The sequence below is a fragment of the Pseudomonas sp. Z3-6 genome (assembly GCF_051131985.1).
In the GTDB taxonomy this organism is placed as follows: Bacteria; Pseudomonadota; Gammaproteobacteria; order Pseudomonadales; family Pseudomonadaceae; genus Aquipseudomonas; species Aquipseudomonas zanjanensis.
In genome coordinates this window covers 6,622,018-6,640,429 of the sequence record NZ_CP071644.1, presented here as the reverse complement: position 1 = coordinate 6,640,429, position 18,412 = coordinate 6,622,018, and the positions used below count along the sequence as shown (strand labels likewise).

The window sequence follows — 18,412 nt, the reverse complement described above, 5'->3', positions numbered from 1 at the left end:
CTCGTCGCGGTGCGTATCAACCCGTACAAGGAAAATAATCATGTTGAACAAGCGCATCAGTTTGATCGCATTGGGGATCTTGAGCACGACACACGCCATGGCCAATGACCAGGCGGAGTCAAAGGGGTTCGTTGAAGACAGCAGCTTGAAAGTGCTGTTGCGCAACGCTTATATGAACCGCGACTACAAGGACGGCAGAGAAGACAAGGCCGAATGGGGCCAGGCGGCCATCGGTACGTTCTCGTCCGGTTTCACCCAAGGCACGGTGGGCGTGGGTGTCGATGCCTTTGGCCTGTACGCGTTGCGTCTGGATGGCGGCAAGGGGCGTAGCGGTGCGCAAGGCATCGATTTCTTCAAGCAAGGCGACAGCGGCAGCGCGGCCGATGATTTGTCCAAGTTCGGTGCGGCGGTCAAGTTCCGCGTTTCCAATACCGTACTGGCCTACGGTGACCAGATGCCGGCCCTGCCGGTGCTGAGCTATGACAATTCGCGCCTGCTGCCGGAAAGCTATACCGGCACGCTGATCACCTCCAAGGAGATCAAGGGGCTGGAACTGAACGCCGGCCGTTTCACCGCCGAATCGCGCAAGAGCGCCGAAGGCCGTGACAGCGGTGGCCTGAAATCGATTAACGTGTTGGGCGGCAGCTATCAATTCACCGAGCAGTTCAAGGCTTCGCTCTACGCCTCGGATGTCGAAGACGTATTGAAGAAGCAATACGTAAACGCCAACTACGTGTTCCCACTGGCCAAGGATCAATCCCTGACCCTGGACTTCAACGGTTATCGCACCAAGCTGGACGACAGCTACGTTCGTGAAAACAACGTCACCGGCGACGACAACAAGATCTGGAGCCTGGCCGCTACTTTCGCCACCGGCCCTCACAGCTTCACACTCGCCCATCAGCGCAGCACCGGCGACAGCAACCTGGGCTACGCCTACGGCGGCTATCAGCGCGAGCAGAACCGTGTGGGTGATGGCGGTAACACGATCTACCTGGCCAACTCCTACTGGTCCGACTTCAACGCTGAGGACGAGCGCAGCTGGCAGTTGGGCTACGGCCTGGACTTCACCACCTTCGGCGTACCGGGCCTGACCTATAACGTCGCTTACGTACGTGGCGATAACATCACCACGTCCACCAGCGAAGGCGGGACCGAGCGCGAGATCTTCAACCAGTTCAAGTACGTGGTCCAGAACGGCCCGGCCAAGGACTTGAGTGTCAGGTTGCGCAGCTCTGTGTTGCGGGTGTCGCAGAAATCCAGCGAGTACAACGTCAGCGGCAATGAGCTGCGGGTGTTCGTGGATTATCCGATCAGCGTCTTCTGATGCCTGATCAGGTTGTAAGTCGATAACGGTGGCGAGGGAGCAAGCTCCCTCGCCACCGTTGATTCATGCCTGCCTGAAGTGAACAGCATGGCGACGCCAAGCTCGGGTTCTTTTTGCTTTTAGCTCAAGAAAAGCCGCTGGAATCGCCTGTTTCCCCGAGAAAAAGTCGTCTTTATGTAACGTTGCCCGCCGTTTCAAGCGCCGCTTGAAATGCCTCAAATACTTTCTCATGGACGTAAATCCTGCACCTACTAGATTAGGCCGCTCAACGCAGTGGAGACCTATGAAAAATGATCGTTCTGAACAGGGAAGTGGGCGAAGCGCTGAGACGTGACAAATACGTCAACGTTCGCGGTGGGGACTTCAACCTCTACGGTCATTTCGGCGACTTTGTCCGGCTGACCAAAAGCTGGGAAAACATGGAGCCCGACAGTTACTACGGCCAGGCCGAGTCAGGCATGCGTTTTCGCCGCTACAGCGACTTCGAATACAACCCAACGACCCGTGAGCTCAAGCAGCTCGAGCACCGGGCCTACGTTCAGTCCAAGGCCAACAACAGCTATGTCGGCGGACTGGAGCGGCACTTCGAGGATTTCTCCAACGAAGTGATCAACTCGCCGGTGATGCGCAGCCTGATCGACACGGACTTCGAGGTGTACAAGAACGTCCTGCCGCAGGAACTGCACGATGAAATCTGGCAGTGCCAGATCCATCAGATCCGCATCGAGATCAAACCGGGCAAACAGCTGGAAATCACCCCTGAAGGGATTCACTGCGACGGTTATCCGTTCAGCGGCGTGCACTTCTGGGGTCGTCAGAATGTGGCGGGGGCGGAAAGCCGCTTGTACACCGCCCAGGAAGAACAACTGGCGGCGACGACTTACGAGGACATTCTCGACACCACGTTTTTCCTGGATCGCGACATGCGCCATTACGTAACCCCGGCGCGCAACACCCATAGCCATGACATGGCGTACCGGCAGATCCTCGCCATTTCCTTCTCGCGGCCCGGGACCGCTTTCGACATTGTTCGCTGAACGGCTCGAACCCATGGACGACCTGACGCAGCAAGTCCTGTTGCGTCGGGCCATGGTCCGGGACGCCGAGCGGCTGGAGCGATTCTTTCGCGGTTTCGACGAAGTGTCGTTCTGCGAATGGCAGGATGCCCGATTCTTGCGCGGCGTGTTGTTGCAGGACACCACCACCGCGTACCTGGCCATCGATGCGAGCGGTGAAGTGGTGGGCGCGGTGATCGGCGGCATGCTCGGCACCCGCGGCACGATCAATCACCTGGCGGTCAGCCCGCACCATCGCACCAAAGGCCTGGGCCAGCGTCTGGTCGAAGCGGCATCGGCAGACATGAAGCGGGTGGGCGTGCTGCGCATGTTCCTTTTCGTCGACGATGCTAATCTGGCCGGCAAGCGTTTCTGGGCCGCTCAGGGGTTCTGTGAGCCTCGGGGTGAAATCACCTTCGAGAGGGATTTATGAACAAGACTTCCAGCCAGCCGCTGGCGGTCGAACCACAAGCCTCGCGTACCTTTGCTGAAGCCAGTCCGGTGGTAGCGGGTTATTTCACGGTTTCGTTTGTGTTCGGTCTGATGGCGGTCAACGCCGGGCTGCCCCTGTGGTTGCCGGTGGCGATGTGCCTGTTCGTCTACGCGGGCGCTTCGCAATTCGCAGCGCTGGCGTTGATTTCCAGCGGTGCCTCGCTGACCACCATCGTGCTCACCACGTTCCTGATCAATGCGCGGCACATGCTGATGTCGGTCTACATGGCCAAGGCCCTGCGCGCGCTGGGGCTCAGTCGTTTCGAACGCTGGTGCTACGCGGCGGGGCTGACGGACGAGTCATTCGCGTTCCACAGCGTCAAGCTCGGCAGCGGGGCGCCGGTGAGCGTGCGCTACCTGGTCGGCTTCAACCTGTTCTGCCATACATCCTGGGTGCTCGGTGGCTTGCTGGGCGCAGTGTGTGCGCAATACGCGGCGCACCTCATCAAATACCAACTCGACTATGCCCTGACGGCGATGATGCTCTATGTGCTGGTTTCGTTGTGCGACACCCGCAACAAACTGATCGCGGCCCTGGCGGCTGTCGTCTGCATGGGCGGGCTGAGCCTGCTGGGCAACTCGCCGTTCAACGTCTTCATCGCCACGTTCGTTGGCTGCGGGGTAGGCGTATGCCTGACCAAACGTTCCTGATCCTGGTCGTGGTCCTGATGATGGCCGTGACCTTCCTGCCGCGCGCCCTGCCGTTGCAGATCAATACCGACCACTGGCCGCCCTTCGTCGCCCGTGCCCTGGAATACCTGCCCGTGGCAATCGTCGCTGCCATCAGCCTGACCCCGTTGTTGATCAAGGACCAGCAGATACAACTCGATCGCCCTGAATTTTATGCCGCGATCCCGACGCTGTTATGTGCGTATTTCAGCCGCAACCTGTTTCTCAGTGTGGCGCTGGGCACGGCGGCGTACATCGCGCTCGGTTCGTTCCTGTAGCCTCAGGTCCACCACATCGTGCAGCGCCTGGCCAGACAACTCCGCATTGTTCACCGCCAGGCGGACTTCAAGAAAGTCCTCGAAGTCCGGAAAAATCGCCAGGCCGTTGCGCAGCGCCGCTTCCCGGGACACCAGCCCCAGGCCATCGAGCTGCGTGATCAACGACAGCGTCAGCGTCTCACTGCAGGAATACACCATGCGCTGGCTCGACCCGTATTCGCCCAGGCCAGCGTCGAGAAAACGCAGGAAGCTGTGGGAATACGGACATTCTTCTGCCGGACGCACCTGAAACTTGTCGCCGAGCAAACCAAGGGAGTCGTCTTCGTCGCCACAATGGGCACCGACCACGCGCACCTGCACATCCGGCATGGTGATGCTGGTAAAACCGCCCTGTTGCTGCCCGATCAGGATCGCCAGATCAAAATCTTCGTTCTTGAGCTTGCTCAGGTTCTCCATCGACTCGGCATAGCTGAATTCCAGCTGATACTGGGGGAATACAGCGATCAACCGATCGATCATCCGCCGGTTGAACTCCGTCGGCAGGGTGGTATTGAGCGCCACTTTGAGCGTGCGCTGTCGCGGCGTCTTGAGCGCTGCGACTTTTTCTTCCAATTGTCGGGTGGCAACCAGCACCTGGTCCATGAAGGGCGTCAGTTCCGAGCCCTGGCTCGTCAACGTCAGGCCTTTGTTCGAACGCCGGAACAACCGGAAACCGAACTGTTCCTCGACCTTGTTCAATTGCGCCGCCAACGCCTGCACCGTGAGGCACGAATGCTCGGCTGCTGCCGACAACGAGCCGGTCTGCACGATACGCATGAGGTTGCGTAGGGTTCTGCTATCCATGAGGTAATGCCCTCTGCTTAAGTGGGCTCGCTATTGTTGTGCACCTGGGCCGGGCCAGGTGGTCATGGTGGCTATCATCATGCACCTTTTCACGCTTGTCGCGATTTTGTGTCGAAAAGCGCTGGCCGGCGATGGTTGGAGCTTATGCGGGATTTGGGGATTTTGCCGGTTTGGCGTGAATTGGCTTGCATCGTTCGCCTGGTTATCGCTTTGCCTGCAACTTTGTCAGAAATTTCCCAGGAAAGAAAAGACTCTGGCTGATATCCGCGCGTTGTTCGAACGGTTGAAATGTGGCGCTTACATTAAAGAGGCATCGCCACGTCTGGATCGGTTGGATAAAGGCAATTGCCGGCGTCTACGAAACATGCAAGTGGTTGCTGAAGGTCACTTGCATGAATCTTCCTGGGACGAAGGAGGTGTCTGGGCAAACAAGCTGGAAAGATCTTGGCTTGCTCGATATTCGAGATATTTCAGTCACACCAACGGCCTCCCCGGTGCGGGAATTACCCGGTGCAGTTGACTTCGACAGCGCCCTGAAACAAGTAGCCCTGGGTTTTGGGCTGCAGGAAGGTATGGATACCGTCTGGATAGACACACCTTATGTGCCGGTGATTGTCAGACGGCGCGACCTTTTACATATCGTTGAGAAAAGACCCAACGCCCGAGAGCGCTTCACGGAATTTGCAGTGGATACGGTGCGCAACCCTTTGGAGATTTGGCGGGTTTTCTATTCTGATGGTTCGTATCGCCTCGCGTTCATCGGCGCTTACGCGGCGAAATACCAGATGCTTGTGGTGATCAATGTCGATCATGGACACGTACTCTGGAATTTCATGAATTGCGATAAGAAAGCACTCAACAAGCACAGGCATGGCCATTTGGTTTATCAGCGATGCCTGGCCCCCCAAGAATGAAAAAAGCAGCCCAAGGGCTGCTTTCTTTGAAGAGGCGCTTGATATTGTGCTCCCTCAAGCAGGGGAGAAGAGGTCTCACCCGAGCGCTGATGTTCAGGTTATCAACGGGGTTCCTAACGCCGACTATCGCCACCTGAAGGCAGTCGGTTTCGCGCTCTTGAAGCCGATTTTCCGGCATGGCTAAGGTTTATGTCAATCCGGGCCCGTGCTCTTCTTTATGTCAGAAATGTAACAAGGAGAAGCCCGGAAATGATTTACTCAGGTTTTGTTCGCTTGCGAATAAAAACTTAAAAATGATCCATATCTGTACTATCCTTTAAACGTCACCCCGCTATAAAGGAGCCCAACCCCATGGCGACTTCCTCCATTACCCTCAACGCACAGCAACAATTGGACTCCCCGGACGCGGGCCGAGTCGCGTTGAAGTTTTTCTTCAATCTCATGGCGCTCTGGGGCTGCAGCGTCGAACAGCAGCGTACGCTGTTGGGCAAGGTGGGAAATACGACCTTCTACAAGTACAAGCAATTGCCGGAAAACGTGAGGCTGCCTCGCGATACGCTGGAGCGCATTTCCTACCTCATGGGTATCCACAAGGCGCTGAGCATCATCTTCAGCAACAGCCGGGACCGTGCCTATCAGTGGGTCAGCAGCCCCAACACTGCGGCACCGTTCAACGGCCAGTCGGCGCTGTCCTACATGTTGACCGGTCGGGTGGTGGACATCGCTGATGTGCGGCGATACCTCGACGGAGTGCGCGGCTGATGGTGCCACCACTGGCGGACCCGCAATGGAAACGGGCCTATCGGATCGTCAACAGCAGCTTCCCGCCGATTTCGCTGTTTGAAGACGTACTCGACCCCGAAGACCTGCCCACCGCCTACGCGCTGGAAGCGTTGACCAACGATCGGCTGATGGAACAGGCTGGGGTGCTGTCCCGGGTACGCCCCGAAGACCGTATTTCCGGGCCCGGTTCCTCGCCGGTGATGGCGGCGTTTACTCACATCGGCAAGAGCAGCCGCTTCAGCGATGGCACCTTCGGCGTCTACTACGCCGCCAGCAGCCAGGAAGCGGCCATCGCCGAAACCTGCTATCACCAGGCACGATTCCTCGGCGCGACCAACGAGCCCGACCTTGAGTTGACCATGCGCACTTACGTCAACAAGGTCGTCAAACCCTTGCACGACATCCGCCACGACTATCCCCACCTCCACGACCCGGACCCTACCGCCTACGGTCCATCCCAAGTGTTCGCCCGACAACTGCGTGAAACCCTGTCATGGGGGCTGCTGTACAACAGCGTCCGATTGCCCGGCCACGAATGCGTGGCCGCGTTTCGCCCGCCAGCGGTTTCGATCCCCGTGCAGGGCAAGCATATCCGGTACGTCTGGAGCGCCCAGAAGCGGGAGATTTCGTTTGTGTTTGAGGTGAGCGAGGTGTGAGTCAGGTTTTTGGGGTGTTTTATGGCTGGGCAATAATTATTGCCCAGCCATAATTTTCAATAATTCGCGATTATTGAAACCAGAGGCTGCTATGCAGCCCACGGGAGCAAGCTCCCTCGCCACAAGAGTGTCTATTGATCAAATCTTGAACTGCTGCACCGAAGCCTGCATCGACCCCGCCGCATCGTTCAATTGATCCGCCGTTTGCGTCAGGTTGTGAATGGAACGGGTGTTCTCGCGAGACTGCTCGGCAATCGACTCCACACGCTGGGCCATTTCATCACTGGCTTTGGACTGCTCGGCAATGGTCTGGGAAATTTCCTCCACCACTTCGGCCGCATGCCGGGCACCGGTGCGGATTTCGCTGATGGACACCCCGGCCTGCTGGGCCAGGTTGACGCCTTCGTCCACACGGCTGACGCAGGCCTGCATGTTCGCCACCGCGTCTCGGGCGCTGGACTGGATGCGCTCGATCATCGCAGTGATTTCCTGGGTGGACTGCGTCGTGCGCGCCGCCAGGTTGCGCACCTCATCGGCCACCACCGCAAAACCACGGCCCGCCTCACCGGCGCGAGCGGCCTCGATGGCGGCGTTGAGGGCCAGTAAGTTGGTCTGTTCGGCGATGCTCTTGATCACCTGGATAATCGAATGAATGTCTTCGGATGAGGCGTCCAGCGCCGTGATCTTGCTGGACGATTGGTTGACCACCTCGGCGATCCGGTTCATGCCTTCCACCACCCCGAGGATCACTTGGCCACCGCTGCTCGCCAAATGCTCGGACTGCGCTGAAATCGTCCGGGCGCTGTCGGCGTGCTGATGGATCTGGCTGATGTTCGCCATCATCTGCTCCATGCTCGCGGCCATGCTGGTCGCGCTCTGGGCCTGTTGATCGGCGCTGGACACAATCTGCCGGGCCGTATTACCCAGATTCTGGGAGGTGCCGTGCAATTCATCGCTCTGGCTGCGGATCGTGGCGATCATCTGCCGTAGATTGGTCTGCATCTGCTCGATCACGCCTTGCAACTGACCCAGCTCATCCTTGCTCTGGGCCCCCATCGAGCGCTGCAAATCCCCTTGGGAAATCGCCTGGGTATTGAGGATGATCTTGTTCAGCGGCGTCAGCACCGCCTTGAGCAGGCTCCACGACAACAGCGCCAGCGCCACGCAAGTGGCCAGCAACGTCGCGATCAGCCAGCGCTCCGAAGTGTGAATGCTGTGGTCCTGATGCTCACGCGATGACTGCGCCTGGTTTTCGATCAGCTCGCTCACCGCTTCGTTGCGCTCCTCCAGCGCCGAAAACGCCCCGTCGAACTCCGCCCGCAACGCCTGGCCATCCTGGGCGCCGTTCAGCGCCTTGCCAATGACTTGCTTGGCTTTATCGATGTAGGTTTCGACCTGGGGCTTGAGCTCGCCAATCGCCTTGGCGACATCCCCCGGCAACTTCGCCTCGGCATTTTCGGCGATGACCTTGCGCATTCGCTGCGTGTGCTCATCGAACGCCTCCAACACTTCCTTCGCCCCCTGGGCATCCCCCGGCTTCACCAGCAGGGCGGCGAGCACATCGGCACGAATGGCGTCGTGCATCATGTCCGCTTCCATGTGCTTGCGCATGGCCGAAATACTGGTTTCGTTCTGCACCAGGGCCTCGGTCATCGAGTGATAACCCCACAGCCCGATACCGCCGAGCAACAGCGCAAAAGAAAGACTGACCAACCCCGAGCCTATGACCTTGGTGCGGATTTTCATCGCTTACTGCTCCTTGGAGCGGGGGAATTCTGGGAAGTGTAGTTGAGCGCAAGCGGAGCCTTGGAACAGGCAATGCCCTTATTCGAGGCTATCGGCGGGGGGAATGATTAGATGAGCCGTGGCGAGGGAGCTTGCTCCCGCTGGGCTGCGCAGCAGCCCTTCTTTATTTCGTGGTGACTGAGGAAAGCCCAACGCTGCCCCGCTCGTGAGCAGCATTGCGCCTGCGGCCCTTAAGCCGGATTACTCCCCGGCGCCTCCAGCACCTTCACCACATCATCGATGACGGCCTTGCTCATATCCTGCAAATAACACGACGCCCAGGCATACCGATCCGTACTGCGAATCATCGCCGCGTCCTCGGCCAGGACCTTGGCAACGTGGAGCAGGTCGGAGGCGTGGGACAGGGCTTCGCCGATGGGGATCCCGCTGTTGACGCGGAAGAGCGGGCGGTCGGAGTGGTAGCAGAAGGGGGTTAGGCCTGGGGTTTTGAGGTCTCTGGGATGGGTCATTGCGCACCTCCATTTGCCAATTGGCAGCGGGTGGTGGCTAGCAAAGCGATAAAGCGAGGCTGCAGCAGATCCATGGCGTGCATCGATAAACTCCCATATCAAATGAGAGCTGCCACGTTCGTTCTCAGGCGAATGGGTGGCAGCTGTGCGCAGGCTGAGAAACCGGAGATACAGGAACCCGGCAGACCCGAAGGTCTCCCACGCACAGCCGCCATTGCACGGAATGCGGACATAAAAAAACGCCGCAAAACGTGGTTCGGGCGCTGTAGCGCCTGCATCTTACTCGGGTTCTCAGGCCCGGTCGCTGAATTGGCAGCGACGGTTGGAGAGTAGCGGGCGATTGGGTAGGGTGCAATCGTGGCGCGATGCTGGCGGGTGAGGTTTAGGTACGCTCAGGTAATAGTTTGGCTCTCCATCGAGATCGATCCGACGTCGGATGCAAGAAAAACGGGTGAAAAAACCGGCAATAGGGCTTGCTTGCATCCATGCATAATCTGACAGTCGAAAAACGGATCACCTGACTGAGCGAGTTGAAACAGAGGACCACAATGGAAAAGTGTCTATTCAAGCGTCTGGTCGAGAGCATGACCCAGATGAGCGAAATTGAGCGTGACGAGCGCCCAGCGTCTCGGGTATCCCGCGTCGAAGTGAAGCGAGTCGACAGGCTCCTGGGTCTTCCCGGCTCCTGTGAAATAGACGAATGTTCATCCGGTGATTCCCAAGCAGGCGCTGCGAAGCAGATGAGCCTGAAACGAAAAGCGTCGTGAGCACGAGTTGGAAATTCAAGCGAACGTCCGCAGCCCCGCGGCGGGTTAAGGTTTCGCTAGACGACTTATAGCCTCGCCTGTTTGGTTGATGACGATCGGACACGTGGCCTATTTCATTCCTCGCCGGTGATCTCGATATCCGATGGTCATTTGGACCATCGGAGACTGACGGGCGTCGCCCGGCGAATCGATGCGCAACATAAATGTTGCTGATGCAACTTTTTTGTTGCACGATTGCCTCGCTGAAACGGCGAGGTATGCAAATGAAATACAGCGAGTTTCGGCGATGGTTGAAAGCCCAAGGGGTTGAGTTTCAACCCGGGAAGGGCAGTCACTTCAAGGTTTCCTTGAATGGCAAGTCAACTGTGTTTCCCGACCATGGAGCCAAGGAAATGGGCGAAGGGTTGAGAAAGTCGATAATCAAACAACTGGGCCTCAAGGACTGAGGCCTAGCTGTACGTAGTTGAGGCAGAGGAGAAGCGGCATGTTTGAATATGCGTTGGAAATTCACGAGGAGCCGGGCTGCGTCTGGCTGTCGTGCGCGGAAATTCCGGAAATGCACGCCGCTGGCGATAATCTCGCAGACGCCTTGGACGGTGCCCTTGATGCGATCGAGACAGCACTGTCCATCTACGTCGATGAACGTCGGGCAATTCCCGACGGTAAGCCAGATGGGAAGACAGACCATTTCCTGCTCCGCCTGCCTGCTCTAACTGCAGCCAAGGTTGGGCTGTGGAATGCGCTTCTGGAGTCTGGAATGAGCAAAGCCGAACTGGCGCGCCGCCTGGACGTACAAAGGCCTCAAGTAGATCGTCTGGTCGACTTCTTGCACCACTCCAAGATCGAGAACGTCGAGCGCGCCTTGGAACAACTCGGTCGCCGCCTCTCGCTTTCAGTGGAAGCAGCCTAGGCCCAGTGGCTGATCGCTGGTGACAAGCCCCCACAACGTCGCTGTCGGGGGCATTTTTGTACCTGGACATTGGGAGGCGGGTGCTTCGATTGCCATTGTGGGTGAGGATCATTGGCAAAAGATGCTGTTAGGTTGAGCGGGTCCAGGAAAGGCTGCCGATTGTCCTGGCTGAAAGATTGTCGATGGGTTTGATGGCCTCATCGCGAGCAAGCTCGCTCCCACAGGTTTTCAGGGGGTGGAGGAAAAGTGAACGCCCAGAAACAACAAAGCCCTCGCATTTCTGCGAGGGCTTCGTTTTGTATGGTGCGGCACCAGACGAACGGTATCTTTGGACGAGGCTAGGATTTCTGCAGATCTGGAATGCGGTGGAAAATTTAGCGTACCCCAACTAGTAACTATAAATAAATCAGCTAGTTATGGCGTTCAGTGGAATCGAACCCGGAATCTGTAGGGCATCAATGCTGACCTGCACAAACCATCCAGAGACGGTATGGCAAACCTCCTGAGTTCGAACGTTGCCAACTATTACCTCCTTGGATAACAAGCAGTATTCGCCAAAAACGGGCATTTTGGATTTGTCTGCGTTTTACGGAGACAGCAACTGTAGTGAGCTAGGATGGAAAATGATTTAAGGTGCGAACATTCAATTTATTTTTCATTGGCGGAGTCTGTCTTTGGGGCGTCTAACAACCTGCGGATGTTCTGCTTAAATCAAAACGACATAAATTTCGGCTCTCGTCCACGCAGAACATCATGAAAAATCCATTAGATCTCCTCCAAAAAACAATCGAAGATGAACGGTATCTATTAAGTGGTTACGAAAAACCTTCAGAAGCTCTGACGTTTGAGGCACTTCGCGCTATTGACTTCGCGTTCTGTCGCGAACTAATCCCTGAGTTGCAACGCTTGGATGATTCAGAGCGACAGATGGAAAACGTTCGCAAGCATGCGATTAATGCCGCCTTACAACGAATTTTACCTACCGAACTGAAAACCGATGCGCCCAAGCTTTTCGCCTCTAACCCGAAGACGGCCGAACAAACAGACGAGTTCCTGTTGCGAATGGGCTACCTCACTATGGCCGAGAAGCAGCTGAACTTGTTGCGCTCGGGTGCTCTTAAGGCTGAGATCGACCAGCGCAAATTGAGAGGAATGACGCTACTCGTGCTGTCGATCAATGATACGACTGCCTACCGCGAGCAGATCGGGTCCGAGGGGCTGAACTGGCTCAGCGATATGACAGTTGCAGAAGATCGTCAGAAGGAAGAGGCCTTGGAGCTCCGCCATGTGGAGATACTCCCTTGTTTAATTAAGTATCTACGCAGCAACACATCTCCTGAAGAGCTACCGTTCAACGGCGTCGATGACTACTTCAGGGAGTGGGCGGTCCTGTATCTGCGAAGAATCTCATTTAGGGATATGTTGGACGATAGTGATCAATTTGGCGGTCGCCCATATTCAGCGTACATAGCGGTCTTGGAAGCATTATCTGCGATGTCGCAGCAAAGGTTATGTTATGCCGGACTTTGGAATGCAGATGATCCAAGGATCGGCATAAGGAACCTAATTACCGGCGGTGTATTTCGTGAAGATCTTGTCGAGGGAGTGGCTAATTTTCTTCAAATAACGCGAGAAGATGTATCTGACATTCTCGATCATCTAACATTGAGTCCGGGAAACTCCAAGTACCATCTGAAACGTGGCATGCCGACGCTCGCACCTGTCGTTAGGACAAGTCAAGATTTCGTAGTGCTCCCAATGTATGGCCTGGAGCTCAACCCATTCTCGTTTCTTTGGACAGAGTTGCGCAGGCGGTACGAAAAAGAATGGTTTGAGGCGGCAAATCGGCGCGAGTCTCGATGGGTCTCTCAGCTTAGGGAGCAGTTTCCTTCTCCTCGTTGGAGATGCACGGATGGCGTCAATATAAAACGAGATGGCAAGGTGGTCACGGATATTGATTTCGTTGCGTATGATGCTGATTGCAGCAGTGTCATCCTCTTCCAGCTCAAATGGCAGCAGCCATTCATGAATGATGACAAGTTGCGGCGGAATAATGCAAGTAGCCTAGTCCGTGACAGCAACAGATGGGTCGTCGAAGTATTGGACTGGATAGCGGCTGTTGGCATCAATGGGGTGAAAGAGCGTCTCTCGATCAAGTCTGATGAAGAACTTTCCATCCATCTTGTCGTTTTGGGGCGTTACTATGCTCATTTCACTGCTGCTGAAGATCACGACATACGAGCAGTTTGGTGTGATTGGGGTAACTTTCTGCGTCAACGCACAAATAACTCCCGCGCGTCAGCCCTAGAGTTCGTTACACTCCTTCGCGAGTCGGTGGAACAGGCAATCATGCAGGTGGAACCGGAGTCCTTCTTCTTCCCTCTGGGCGACATCATTGTACTGGTCAATCCAAAACGAACAAAATCCACGAAATAATTCGTACCGGGGAAGGGGCATCAATTAGTCGCCCTCAAGTCAAAGTTAAAATCCACCTCGCCCTACAGGTTTTAACTGCAGGGTTTTCTTCTATCTCAACCTACCTGGTTGAACTTAATATAAATCACTACAGAATCGTCTATCCCGAGCTCAACATATTTCTATGCCCCCTTCTGCCAAATCTTGGGCAGAAGGGGGTATAGAGGGGCGCATGCATATGGTCGAAATACGTGTTTGTTAGCTTTTAAAGTCGAAGTTCTTTCTACTCGCTAGTCGAAGGTGCTCTGAATCAAGTATTCCAACCCTCATCCATCTGTTAGCAATGCTGGTCATCTCGCTCATTGCTCGTCCATAACGAATTTCGCCGAGCCACAAAAAGTCAAAATCTGGTGTCTCTAGAGATTTGAATATAAAAGCTTTCGGATTGGTGTCTGCTTTTTTTCCTCGAACACGTTGTGTTTTCGCATCTGGAGGAAATGAGTAGGTGGAAACTTTTGGGTAGTTTTTGTCGAAGTGCAGGCCTACAGTGCTTCCATCTTCTTCAGTAACTACTACGCTATAAGGTTTTTTACTTTGCTCGCCTTCTACAAACACAAATGGGCGCGCTTTATCTAGCCGGAGAGTATCGCAGGCAGGAGTAAAACACATTAAATATTTTATCTGTTGTCCATCTTTAACTCGGAGTAACGTGCCCGTAGTTAAAGACGGTTTCCAGCTATCCCCAAGTGGTGTGGAGAAGCCGAAAGCCTCTCTGCGGAAAACTACAAGTCGCGCAAATTCATTTTCTGATTCGTGTGAAGATTGAGTAGTTCCTGAAAGTAGATGTGAAACCTTACTTCGGTGTTTTTCTGGAAAAGACACCGTTGTTTGCTCATCTAGTTTAAAATCGTTGTCGCCAATGCCGAATTTTAATAAGCCATCCACTGCAGCTCGATCAATAGATATGGTTTTTTTTCCCTCCCCTTGTCCTATGTCGTAGGAAAGGCCTTTAAGTTCTTTATTGTCAAGCCACTTAGATATTGTCTTTTCTTCTAGAAAATCGTCCGCGATACTATCAAGTCCTAATGCATTGTCGCATTCGGAGACGAGTAACTCCCTCATTAGTTCAGCGACATCGCCAGGGGGATTGGTGATTAGCCGATTCGCAATATAGGCGGGATCAAGATTTCTACCAAATCGCGTCAGCATATGGTGAGTGTTTTTCCGTATCGCGCCTATTGCAGCGAGTGCGAACGCAGGGATCAGTCCATCCGCGAGGCAAGAAAAAAGCTTGATTAGCTTTAGGGGTAATATTTCGGCTGGTACAATAGATTTGTTTAAAAGCACAACCAAAAAATTTTCATTTTTTGCACAAAATTCTATGCCTGGGACATCTTTAAGTGTCAATCCACCTGCGGAAAGATAGCCCTTAACATCGTTAAATATTCCATTGTCGAGCCCTTCACCGGTATAGACACAAAGAAGCCGCATCCGCCCATTTTCGGTTTGATCAGACTCTGCTATTTCCTGCAAAAGCTGTAACGTTAAAGATGAATCTTGTGGGCGAAGATACCAGTCAATAACGACAATGTCTGAAGGTTTAGTAGCAGAAAGTATTCTTCTTTTGATTTCTTCAACATTTGTATCATCATCGTCGGGTAATACAAACGCGCAGGCAACACCGGACTCAGCAAAGACGTCAGATATTTTTCTAATATCTAGATCGTGAGCACCCGCTGATTGTGTGGTTGCGCTTGCTGGAATAGTAAGCGTGGTAACTTCATCCCCCATACCTGAGTCAACTTGTGCAGGGGCGGGGACAGGAGGAGTACTGGTTCTTTTTTTTACATAAGGTTGGTTATCAATTACGACCGCGGTTTTTAGAAATTTCATGACTGCTCCCTGCACATGATCAGACCAGAGGTCCTGTGCGCTGGGTTTTTCTGTAACTTTTTCCGCTAGCTGAGCAATCATATTTGTTCTCCCAACTCATCCATGGGGGCAATTCGAAACTGTGGATTATTATTTTGTCCAGCACTTACTAATTCTATATCAAATCCTTCTCGACGCAGTGTTTGGCGGCTAATCGCCAAGCCCATACCTCGACCACCCGGTTTTTTGGTTTCGCCGAATTCGAATATTTGGTCCTTCATGCGCTCCTCAATTCCTGGACCGCTATTAGATATTAAAAAGCCATTGCTATCAGCATCAAGGGTAATTGTTTTTTCCGAACTCGCGCGGCTGTCAAGCCAAAATATTGCGTTGTCGACAATATTGATGAAGGCCCCTAAAAGTGCCGAAGATTTACATTTTACGATTAGGCCTCGGAAAGCATGTGTCGGGTTCATTTTTATAGCCGCGGACTCTAAATGTTCACTGAAAACCCGACGTAATACAGTAAGGATTTCGCTCCCTGATATCTCTACCGTTGCGCGGTGCATTCTGCGGCCGAGAGGATCAAGAACTTTTAGGTAACCATCGAGATGTTCTATATGGTCCCGTAATTTTTTATAGATATCACCTAGCTGTACGTTACTATCCGCCCAAGGTTTAAGCTCCGCCATTCCTTGGCGAATACCTCGTGCTGCCCCCTCAAACTCATGTTGTAAAATACCTACGGACATACCAATTTGTGCGAATTCTGTATAGAACTCGATTTGCTCCTCTAAAGTCTGATTTCGATTTTCTAGAGCAGCAAAGCGATCGTCTAAGGTCTCTCTGTCCTTGACGCCTTCAGTAAGATCGACCATTTGGCGTTTAAATGAGTCAAATAGTTCAAATTCTTTTCTGCGCAGATTAGTTATTCCTTGCTCTACCTCATGCCGAATACTATCTAAGCTTTCGGGGTCTTCAATTGAGCGTTTCGCAAAGTCGGCTACCAGAACTTCTATGTTTGCACGAAGTTGAGAGAACTCCTCTTGCAAAACCTCTTTAAGGGAATTATGCATTACTTCCGATGCTTGATAGGTGTCTCGTCGAAGACTTACAAGCTCCTTTACAGTTAAGTCTTTCTCTCTTTCAATATCCTGCATGGCCACTTTGCGGCGTTCGTCGTCTCCGATACGTCCTGTAGTCGCCTTTTTTATGAGGTCATCTATTTGGTCCCGTAGTGGGACTAATACACTCTCCTCTACTTGTTTAGACATCCGTTCATAAGCTGCCCATTCTCTTGTTAACCTACCACTAAGGCTTAATCCCCTAGGAAGCATTACTACACTTTTGTTCGCTAATGTTTTATGTTTTTGACGGGCGTCCAGTTCTAATAATCTGACTTTCGATGCGAAGTCACCTAAGTCTAACTCTGACGAGAAAAAATCTAATCTGTCATTGAGCTCAAAAATTATTTTTTCTGCTTCTGACTCGAAACTGTTTTTTTCGTATAGTTCGGAGAACTTTTTCAATTCTAAGTCGAACGCGCTTTTTCTAGCGTCTGCTTTCGCTCTTTGTTTTTTGAGAAGATCCGCCTGCAGTGCGTAATGTTCTTTGCCTGTCCAATAATCGTCACCCTGAACCGCGCCAGGCTTAAAAAATTCGATAGCTAATTGTTGGAATAAATTCATTAATATCGAGCGAAAGTCTCGATATGATTGATTCTCACGAAAGCCTTCTCTGCCCGCTTTCTCGGTCAGTGTGCCATTAACTGCGTGGGAGATAGAAACATATCCAAATACTCGGCGATAAGAAAAAAACCAGTCTTTTGCCGACTTGCTTCGTCTGCGTTCAATATCTAGAAAGTCGTAGTCTGAGTTGCCGTATGGAAGAATTCGAATACCATCCCTGTATATGTAAAGACCACCAATTTTATTGGTTTTTTCTTCCATCACAGTCCAATCTTCCGGTGTTAATTTACTCTCTTTCGGATTTCCTTGAACGTACCCAAACCGAATATAAAATTTCCCACACCTGGGGGCTCGCCCTTTGCCCTCTACCCAGTTGCAGATAAAGGTCCGCGGTTTACCGTATACTGTAACTACGCCAGAGAATTGACCGTTATTATCGACCTCTCCCTCAATGAGTTGATCAGTTCTCGTGAAGTCATCGATTGTGAAAAAACTTTTTGGGCCAATACGCTCAAAAATGTCTCCAGTTTTATGGTCTCGAAACTCGGTTTTTATTACCGGGTCATCGGTGGCCATTGTATTGGAAAAACCAAGTAGATTTCGTTCGAGTTTGGATGACTCGTTATCTGCTCCCCCGTCAATGTCGTCATCCAACTCGGGGGCAACTGGCAGCACGATAAAATGTGTGCCATAACCGTCTCCTGATAAAGAGAGTGGAGAGTCACGGTTGTTATTCAGCATTTTATCTAGGTTGTCTGGTCCAATTAATTTAGCTCGTTCCAGATCACTGCAAAGTGTTTTGTACGCATCTGTACCAATTTCTGGTTCTAGAATTTGCAGATTATTTTCTACCTTGCCTATGAGTTTAGCTATGTCTTCTCTAGTAGGTAAAGTTCCACTCGGGTATTCTTGGAGAGGAATATCAATTGCACTAATATCTATGCCGGGCTGCTCAAATAGTCCCCAATGAACTAGTGCGACAACTAGGTTGTGTAGACCATCAGGACGGATAGCGCGTGACATCAGAATCGTTATCGGAGCAATAACAGCTATGGCAAGCCGCCCGATGCCTTTTTCACCCATAATAACTCTTGGGGCAAGTTCTTTGGGGCCGGTCCATTTTTTTGTATGCTGCGTGAGCGGGTTATTGGCATTTACACGAGATTCTGTTCCGAGTGTAAGCCACCGTTTCTCTACGTCCTCCTTGGTCATCCCATAGCCATCATCCCTTAGGATAAGTATTCGATTTTTTCTAAAAAAATCGACCTCTACGCGCTCGGCATACGCATCATGCGCATTTTTGAATAGTTCGTGGATGGCTGTAGGAATGCCAGCGATTTGCTGGCGGCCGAGCATGTCAACGGCCCGTGCTCTTACCCTGAGCTGTGTCATAAGACTCCTAGGCTCTTAAGGAGCGTTAAATTATGGTAAACGTTGTTTTATTGGAATCGTGGCCTTCTACTTATAGTTCTGCTTTGTATACAAAAA

The 18,412-nt window shown here is 53.0% G+C and carries 16 protein-coding genes; 11 read left to right on the top strand and 5 right to left on the bottom strand.

Translation table 11 applies throughout. The features are described 5' to 3' along the window. Nucleotides 1-40 precede the first annotated feature (40 nt). The 5 genes from J3P88_RS28715 to J3P88_RS28695 all read left to right on the top strand — a co-directional run bounded on the left by J3P88_RS28715 (nucleotide 41) and on the right by J3P88_RS28695 (nucleotide 3,821). Nucleotides 41-1,327: an OprD family porin gene (locus J3P88_RS28715; protein WP_434573013.1), complete on the top strand. Its 1,287-nt coding sequence runs from the start codon at nucleotides 41-43 to the stop codon at nucleotides 1,325-1,327. A 290-nt stretch (nucleotides 1,328-1,617) separates the two neighbouring features. After that, on the top strand, nucleotides 1,618-2,364 hold the full coding sequence (locus J3P88_RS28710; RefSeq protein ID WP_186707275.1) for a 2OG-Fe dioxygenase family protein: 747 nt from the start codon (nucleotides 1,618-1,620) through the stop codon (nucleotides 2,362-2,364). Between the two features lie 13 nt (nucleotides 2,365-2,377). After that, nucleotides 2,378-2,815, top strand: a complete 438-nt coding sequence (locus tag J3P88_RS28705) for a GNAT family N-acetyltransferase (protein ID WP_434573011.1) — start codon at nucleotides 2,378-2,380, stop codon at nucleotides 2,813-2,815. Next, nucleotides 2,812-3,525 (top strand): AzlC family ABC transporter permease, encoded by a 714-nt coding sequence (locus J3P88_RS28700; RefSeq protein WP_186707273.1) that lies wholly within the window; start codon nucleotides 2,812-2,814, stop codon nucleotides 3,523-3,525. The genes J3P88_RS28705 and J3P88_RS28700 overlap by 4 nt, the downstream gene beginning before the upstream one ends. Then, nucleotides 3,504-3,821 (top strand): AzlD domain-containing protein, encoded by a 318-nt coding sequence (locus J3P88_RS28695; protein ID WP_186707272.1) that lies wholly within the window; start codon nucleotides 3,504-3,506, stop codon nucleotides 3,819-3,821. The genes J3P88_RS28700 and J3P88_RS28695 overlap by 22 nt, the downstream gene beginning before the upstream one ends. On the opposite strand, the gene J3P88_RS28690 is transcribed toward J3P88_RS28695, so the two are convergent. Beyond that, on the bottom strand, nucleotides 3,738-4,664 hold the full coding sequence (locus J3P88_RS28690) for a LysR family transcriptional regulator (RefSeq protein WP_434573008.1): 927 nt from the start codon (nucleotides 4,662-4,664) through the stop codon (nucleotides 3,738-3,740). The two genes, J3P88_RS28695 and J3P88_RS28690, sit on opposite strands and share 84 nt — an antisense overlap. A 392-nt stretch (nucleotides 4,665-5,056) precedes the next feature. Between J3P88_RS28690 and J3P88_RS28685 the strand changes: the two genes are divergently transcribed. The 3 genes from J3P88_RS28685 to J3P88_RS28675 all read left to right on the top strand — a co-directional run bounded on the left by J3P88_RS28685 (nucleotide 5,057) and on the right by J3P88_RS28675 (nucleotide 7,017). Further along, on the top strand, nucleotides 5,057-5,578 hold the full coding sequence (locus tag J3P88_RS28685; protein ID WP_434573006.1) for a PBECR2 nuclease fold domain-containing protein: 522 nt from the start codon (nucleotides 5,057-5,059) through the stop codon (nucleotides 5,576-5,578). Nucleotides 5,579-5,929: 351 nt separating this feature from the next. Next, entirely contained in the window at nucleotides 5,930-6,340 is a 411-nt protein-coding gene (locus J3P88_RS28680; protein WP_060739641.1) for an MbcA/ParS/Xre antitoxin family protein, read from the top strand. After that, complete coding sequence (locus J3P88_RS28675; RefSeq protein ID WP_186707269.1) at nucleotides 6,340-7,017, top strand: RES family NAD+ phosphorylase; 678 nt, start codon at nucleotides 6,340-6,342, stop codon at nucleotides 7,015-7,017. The genes J3P88_RS28680 and J3P88_RS28675 overlap by 1 nt, the downstream gene beginning before the upstream one ends. A 138-nt stretch (nucleotides 7,018-7,155) precedes the next feature. Here J3P88_RS28675 and J3P88_RS28670 read toward each other — a convergent pair whose 3' ends face one another. Then, a complete protein-coding gene (locus tag J3P88_RS28670) occupies nucleotides 7,156-8,763 on the bottom strand; it encodes a methyl-accepting chemotaxis protein (protein WP_434573003.1) in 1,608 nt (535 codons plus the stop codon). Nucleotides 8,764-8,993: 230 nt separating this feature from the next. Next, complete coding sequence (locus tag J3P88_RS28665; protein WP_411386221.1) at nucleotides 8,994-9,272, bottom strand: DUF3077 domain-containing protein; 279 nt, start codon at nucleotides 9,270-9,272, stop codon at nucleotides 8,994-8,996. A 1,030-nt stretch (nucleotides 9,273-10,302) separates the two neighbouring features. Between J3P88_RS28665 and J3P88_RS28660 the strand changes: the two genes are divergently transcribed. The 3 genes from J3P88_RS28660 to J3P88_RS28650 all read left to right on the top strand — a co-directional run bounded on the left by J3P88_RS28660 (nucleotide 10,303) and on the right by J3P88_RS28650 (nucleotide 13,385). Then, entirely contained in the window at nucleotides 10,303-10,485 is a 183-nt protein-coding gene (locus tag J3P88_RS28660; protein WP_045154859.1) for a type II toxin-antitoxin system HicA family toxin, read from the top strand. Nucleotides 10,486-10,523: 38 nt separating this feature from the next. Continuing rightward, a complete protein-coding gene (locus tag J3P88_RS28655) occupies nucleotides 10,524-10,949 on the top strand; it encodes a type II toxin-antitoxin system HicB family antitoxin (protein WP_186707265.1) in 426 nt (141 codons plus the stop codon). Between the two features lie 753 nt (nucleotides 10,950-11,702). Then, complete coding sequence (locus J3P88_RS28650; RefSeq protein ID WP_434573001.1) at nucleotides 11,703-13,385, top strand: hypothetical protein; 1,683 nt, start codon at nucleotides 11,703-11,705, stop codon at nucleotides 13,383-13,385. A gap of 237 nt (nucleotides 13,386-13,622) precedes the next feature. Here the strand turns inward: J3P88_RS28650 and J3P88_RS28645 are convergent, their stop codons facing one another. Continuing rightward, nucleotides 13,623-15,338 (bottom strand): response regulator receiver domain, encoded by a 1,716-nt coding sequence (locus J3P88_RS28645; protein ID WP_434572999.1) that lies wholly within the window; start codon nucleotides 15,336-15,338, stop codon nucleotides 13,623-13,625. After that, on the bottom strand, nucleotides 15,335-18,316 hold the full coding sequence (locus J3P88_RS28640) for an ATP-binding protein (protein ID WP_434572997.1): 2,982 nt from the start codon (nucleotides 18,314-18,316) through the stop codon (nucleotides 15,335-15,337). The genes J3P88_RS28645 and J3P88_RS28640 overlap by 4 nt, the downstream gene beginning before the upstream one ends. Nucleotides 18,317-18,412 lie beyond the last annotated feature (96 nt).

Coding starts and splice junctions, on each gene's coding strand:
- J3P88_RS28680 (WP_060739641.1), top strand. CDS start 5,930: ATGGCGACTTCCTCCATTACCCTCAACGCACAGCAACAATTGGACTCC.
- J3P88_RS28705 (WP_434573011.1), top strand. CDS start 2,378: ATGGACGACCTGACGCAGCAAGTCCTGTTGCGTCGGGCCATGGTCCGG.
- J3P88_RS28645 (WP_434572999.1), bottom strand. CDS start 15,338: ATGATTGCTCAGCTAGCGGAAAAAGTTACAGAAAAACCCAGCGCACAG.
- J3P88_RS28665 (WP_411386221.1), bottom strand. CDS start 9,272: ATGACCCATCCCAGAGACCTCAAAACCCCAGGCCTAACCCCCTTCTGC.
- J3P88_RS28670 (WP_434573003.1), bottom strand. CDS start 8,763: ATGAAAATCCGCACCAAGGTCATAGGCTCGGGGTTGGTCAGTCTTTCT.
- J3P88_RS28710 (WP_186707275.1), top strand. CDS start 1,618: ATGATCGTTCTGAACAGGGAAGTGGGCGAAGCGCTGAGACGTGACAAA.
- J3P88_RS28640 (WP_434572997.1), bottom strand. CDS start 18,316: ATGACACAGCTCAGGGTAAGAGCACGGGCCGTTGACATGCTCGGCCGC.
- J3P88_RS28660 (WP_045154859.1), top strand. CDS start 10,303: ATGAAATACAGCGAGTTTCGGCGATGGTTGAAAGCCCAAGGGGTTGAG.
- J3P88_RS28690 (WP_434573008.1), bottom strand. CDS start 4,664: ATGGATAGCAGAACCCTACGCAACCTCATGCGTATCGTGCAGACCGGC.
- J3P88_RS28715 (WP_434573013.1), top strand. CDS start 41: ATGTTGAACAAGCGCATCAGTTTGATCGCATTGGGGATCTTGAGCACG.
- J3P88_RS28650 (WP_434573001.1), top strand. CDS start 11,703: ATGAAAAATCCATTAGATCTCCTCCAAAAAACAATCGAAGATGAACGG.
- J3P88_RS28655 (WP_186707265.1), top strand. CDS start 10,524: ATGTTTGAATATGCGTTGGAAATTCACGAGGAGCCGGGCTGCGTCTGG.
- J3P88_RS28695 (WP_186707272.1), top strand. CDS start 3,504: ATGCCTGACCAAACGTTCCTGATCCTGGTCGTGGTCCTGATGATGGCC.
- J3P88_RS28675 (WP_186707269.1), top strand. CDS start 6,340: ATGGTGCCACCACTGGCGGACCCGCAATGGAAACGGGCCTATCGGATC.
- J3P88_RS28685 (WP_434573006.1), top strand. CDS start 5,057: ATGAATCTTCCTGGGACGAAGGAGGTGTCTGGGCAAACAAGCTGGAAA.
- J3P88_RS28700 (WP_186707273.1), top strand. CDS start 2,812: ATGAACAAGACTTCCAGCCAGCCGCTGGCGGTCGAACCACAAGCCTCG.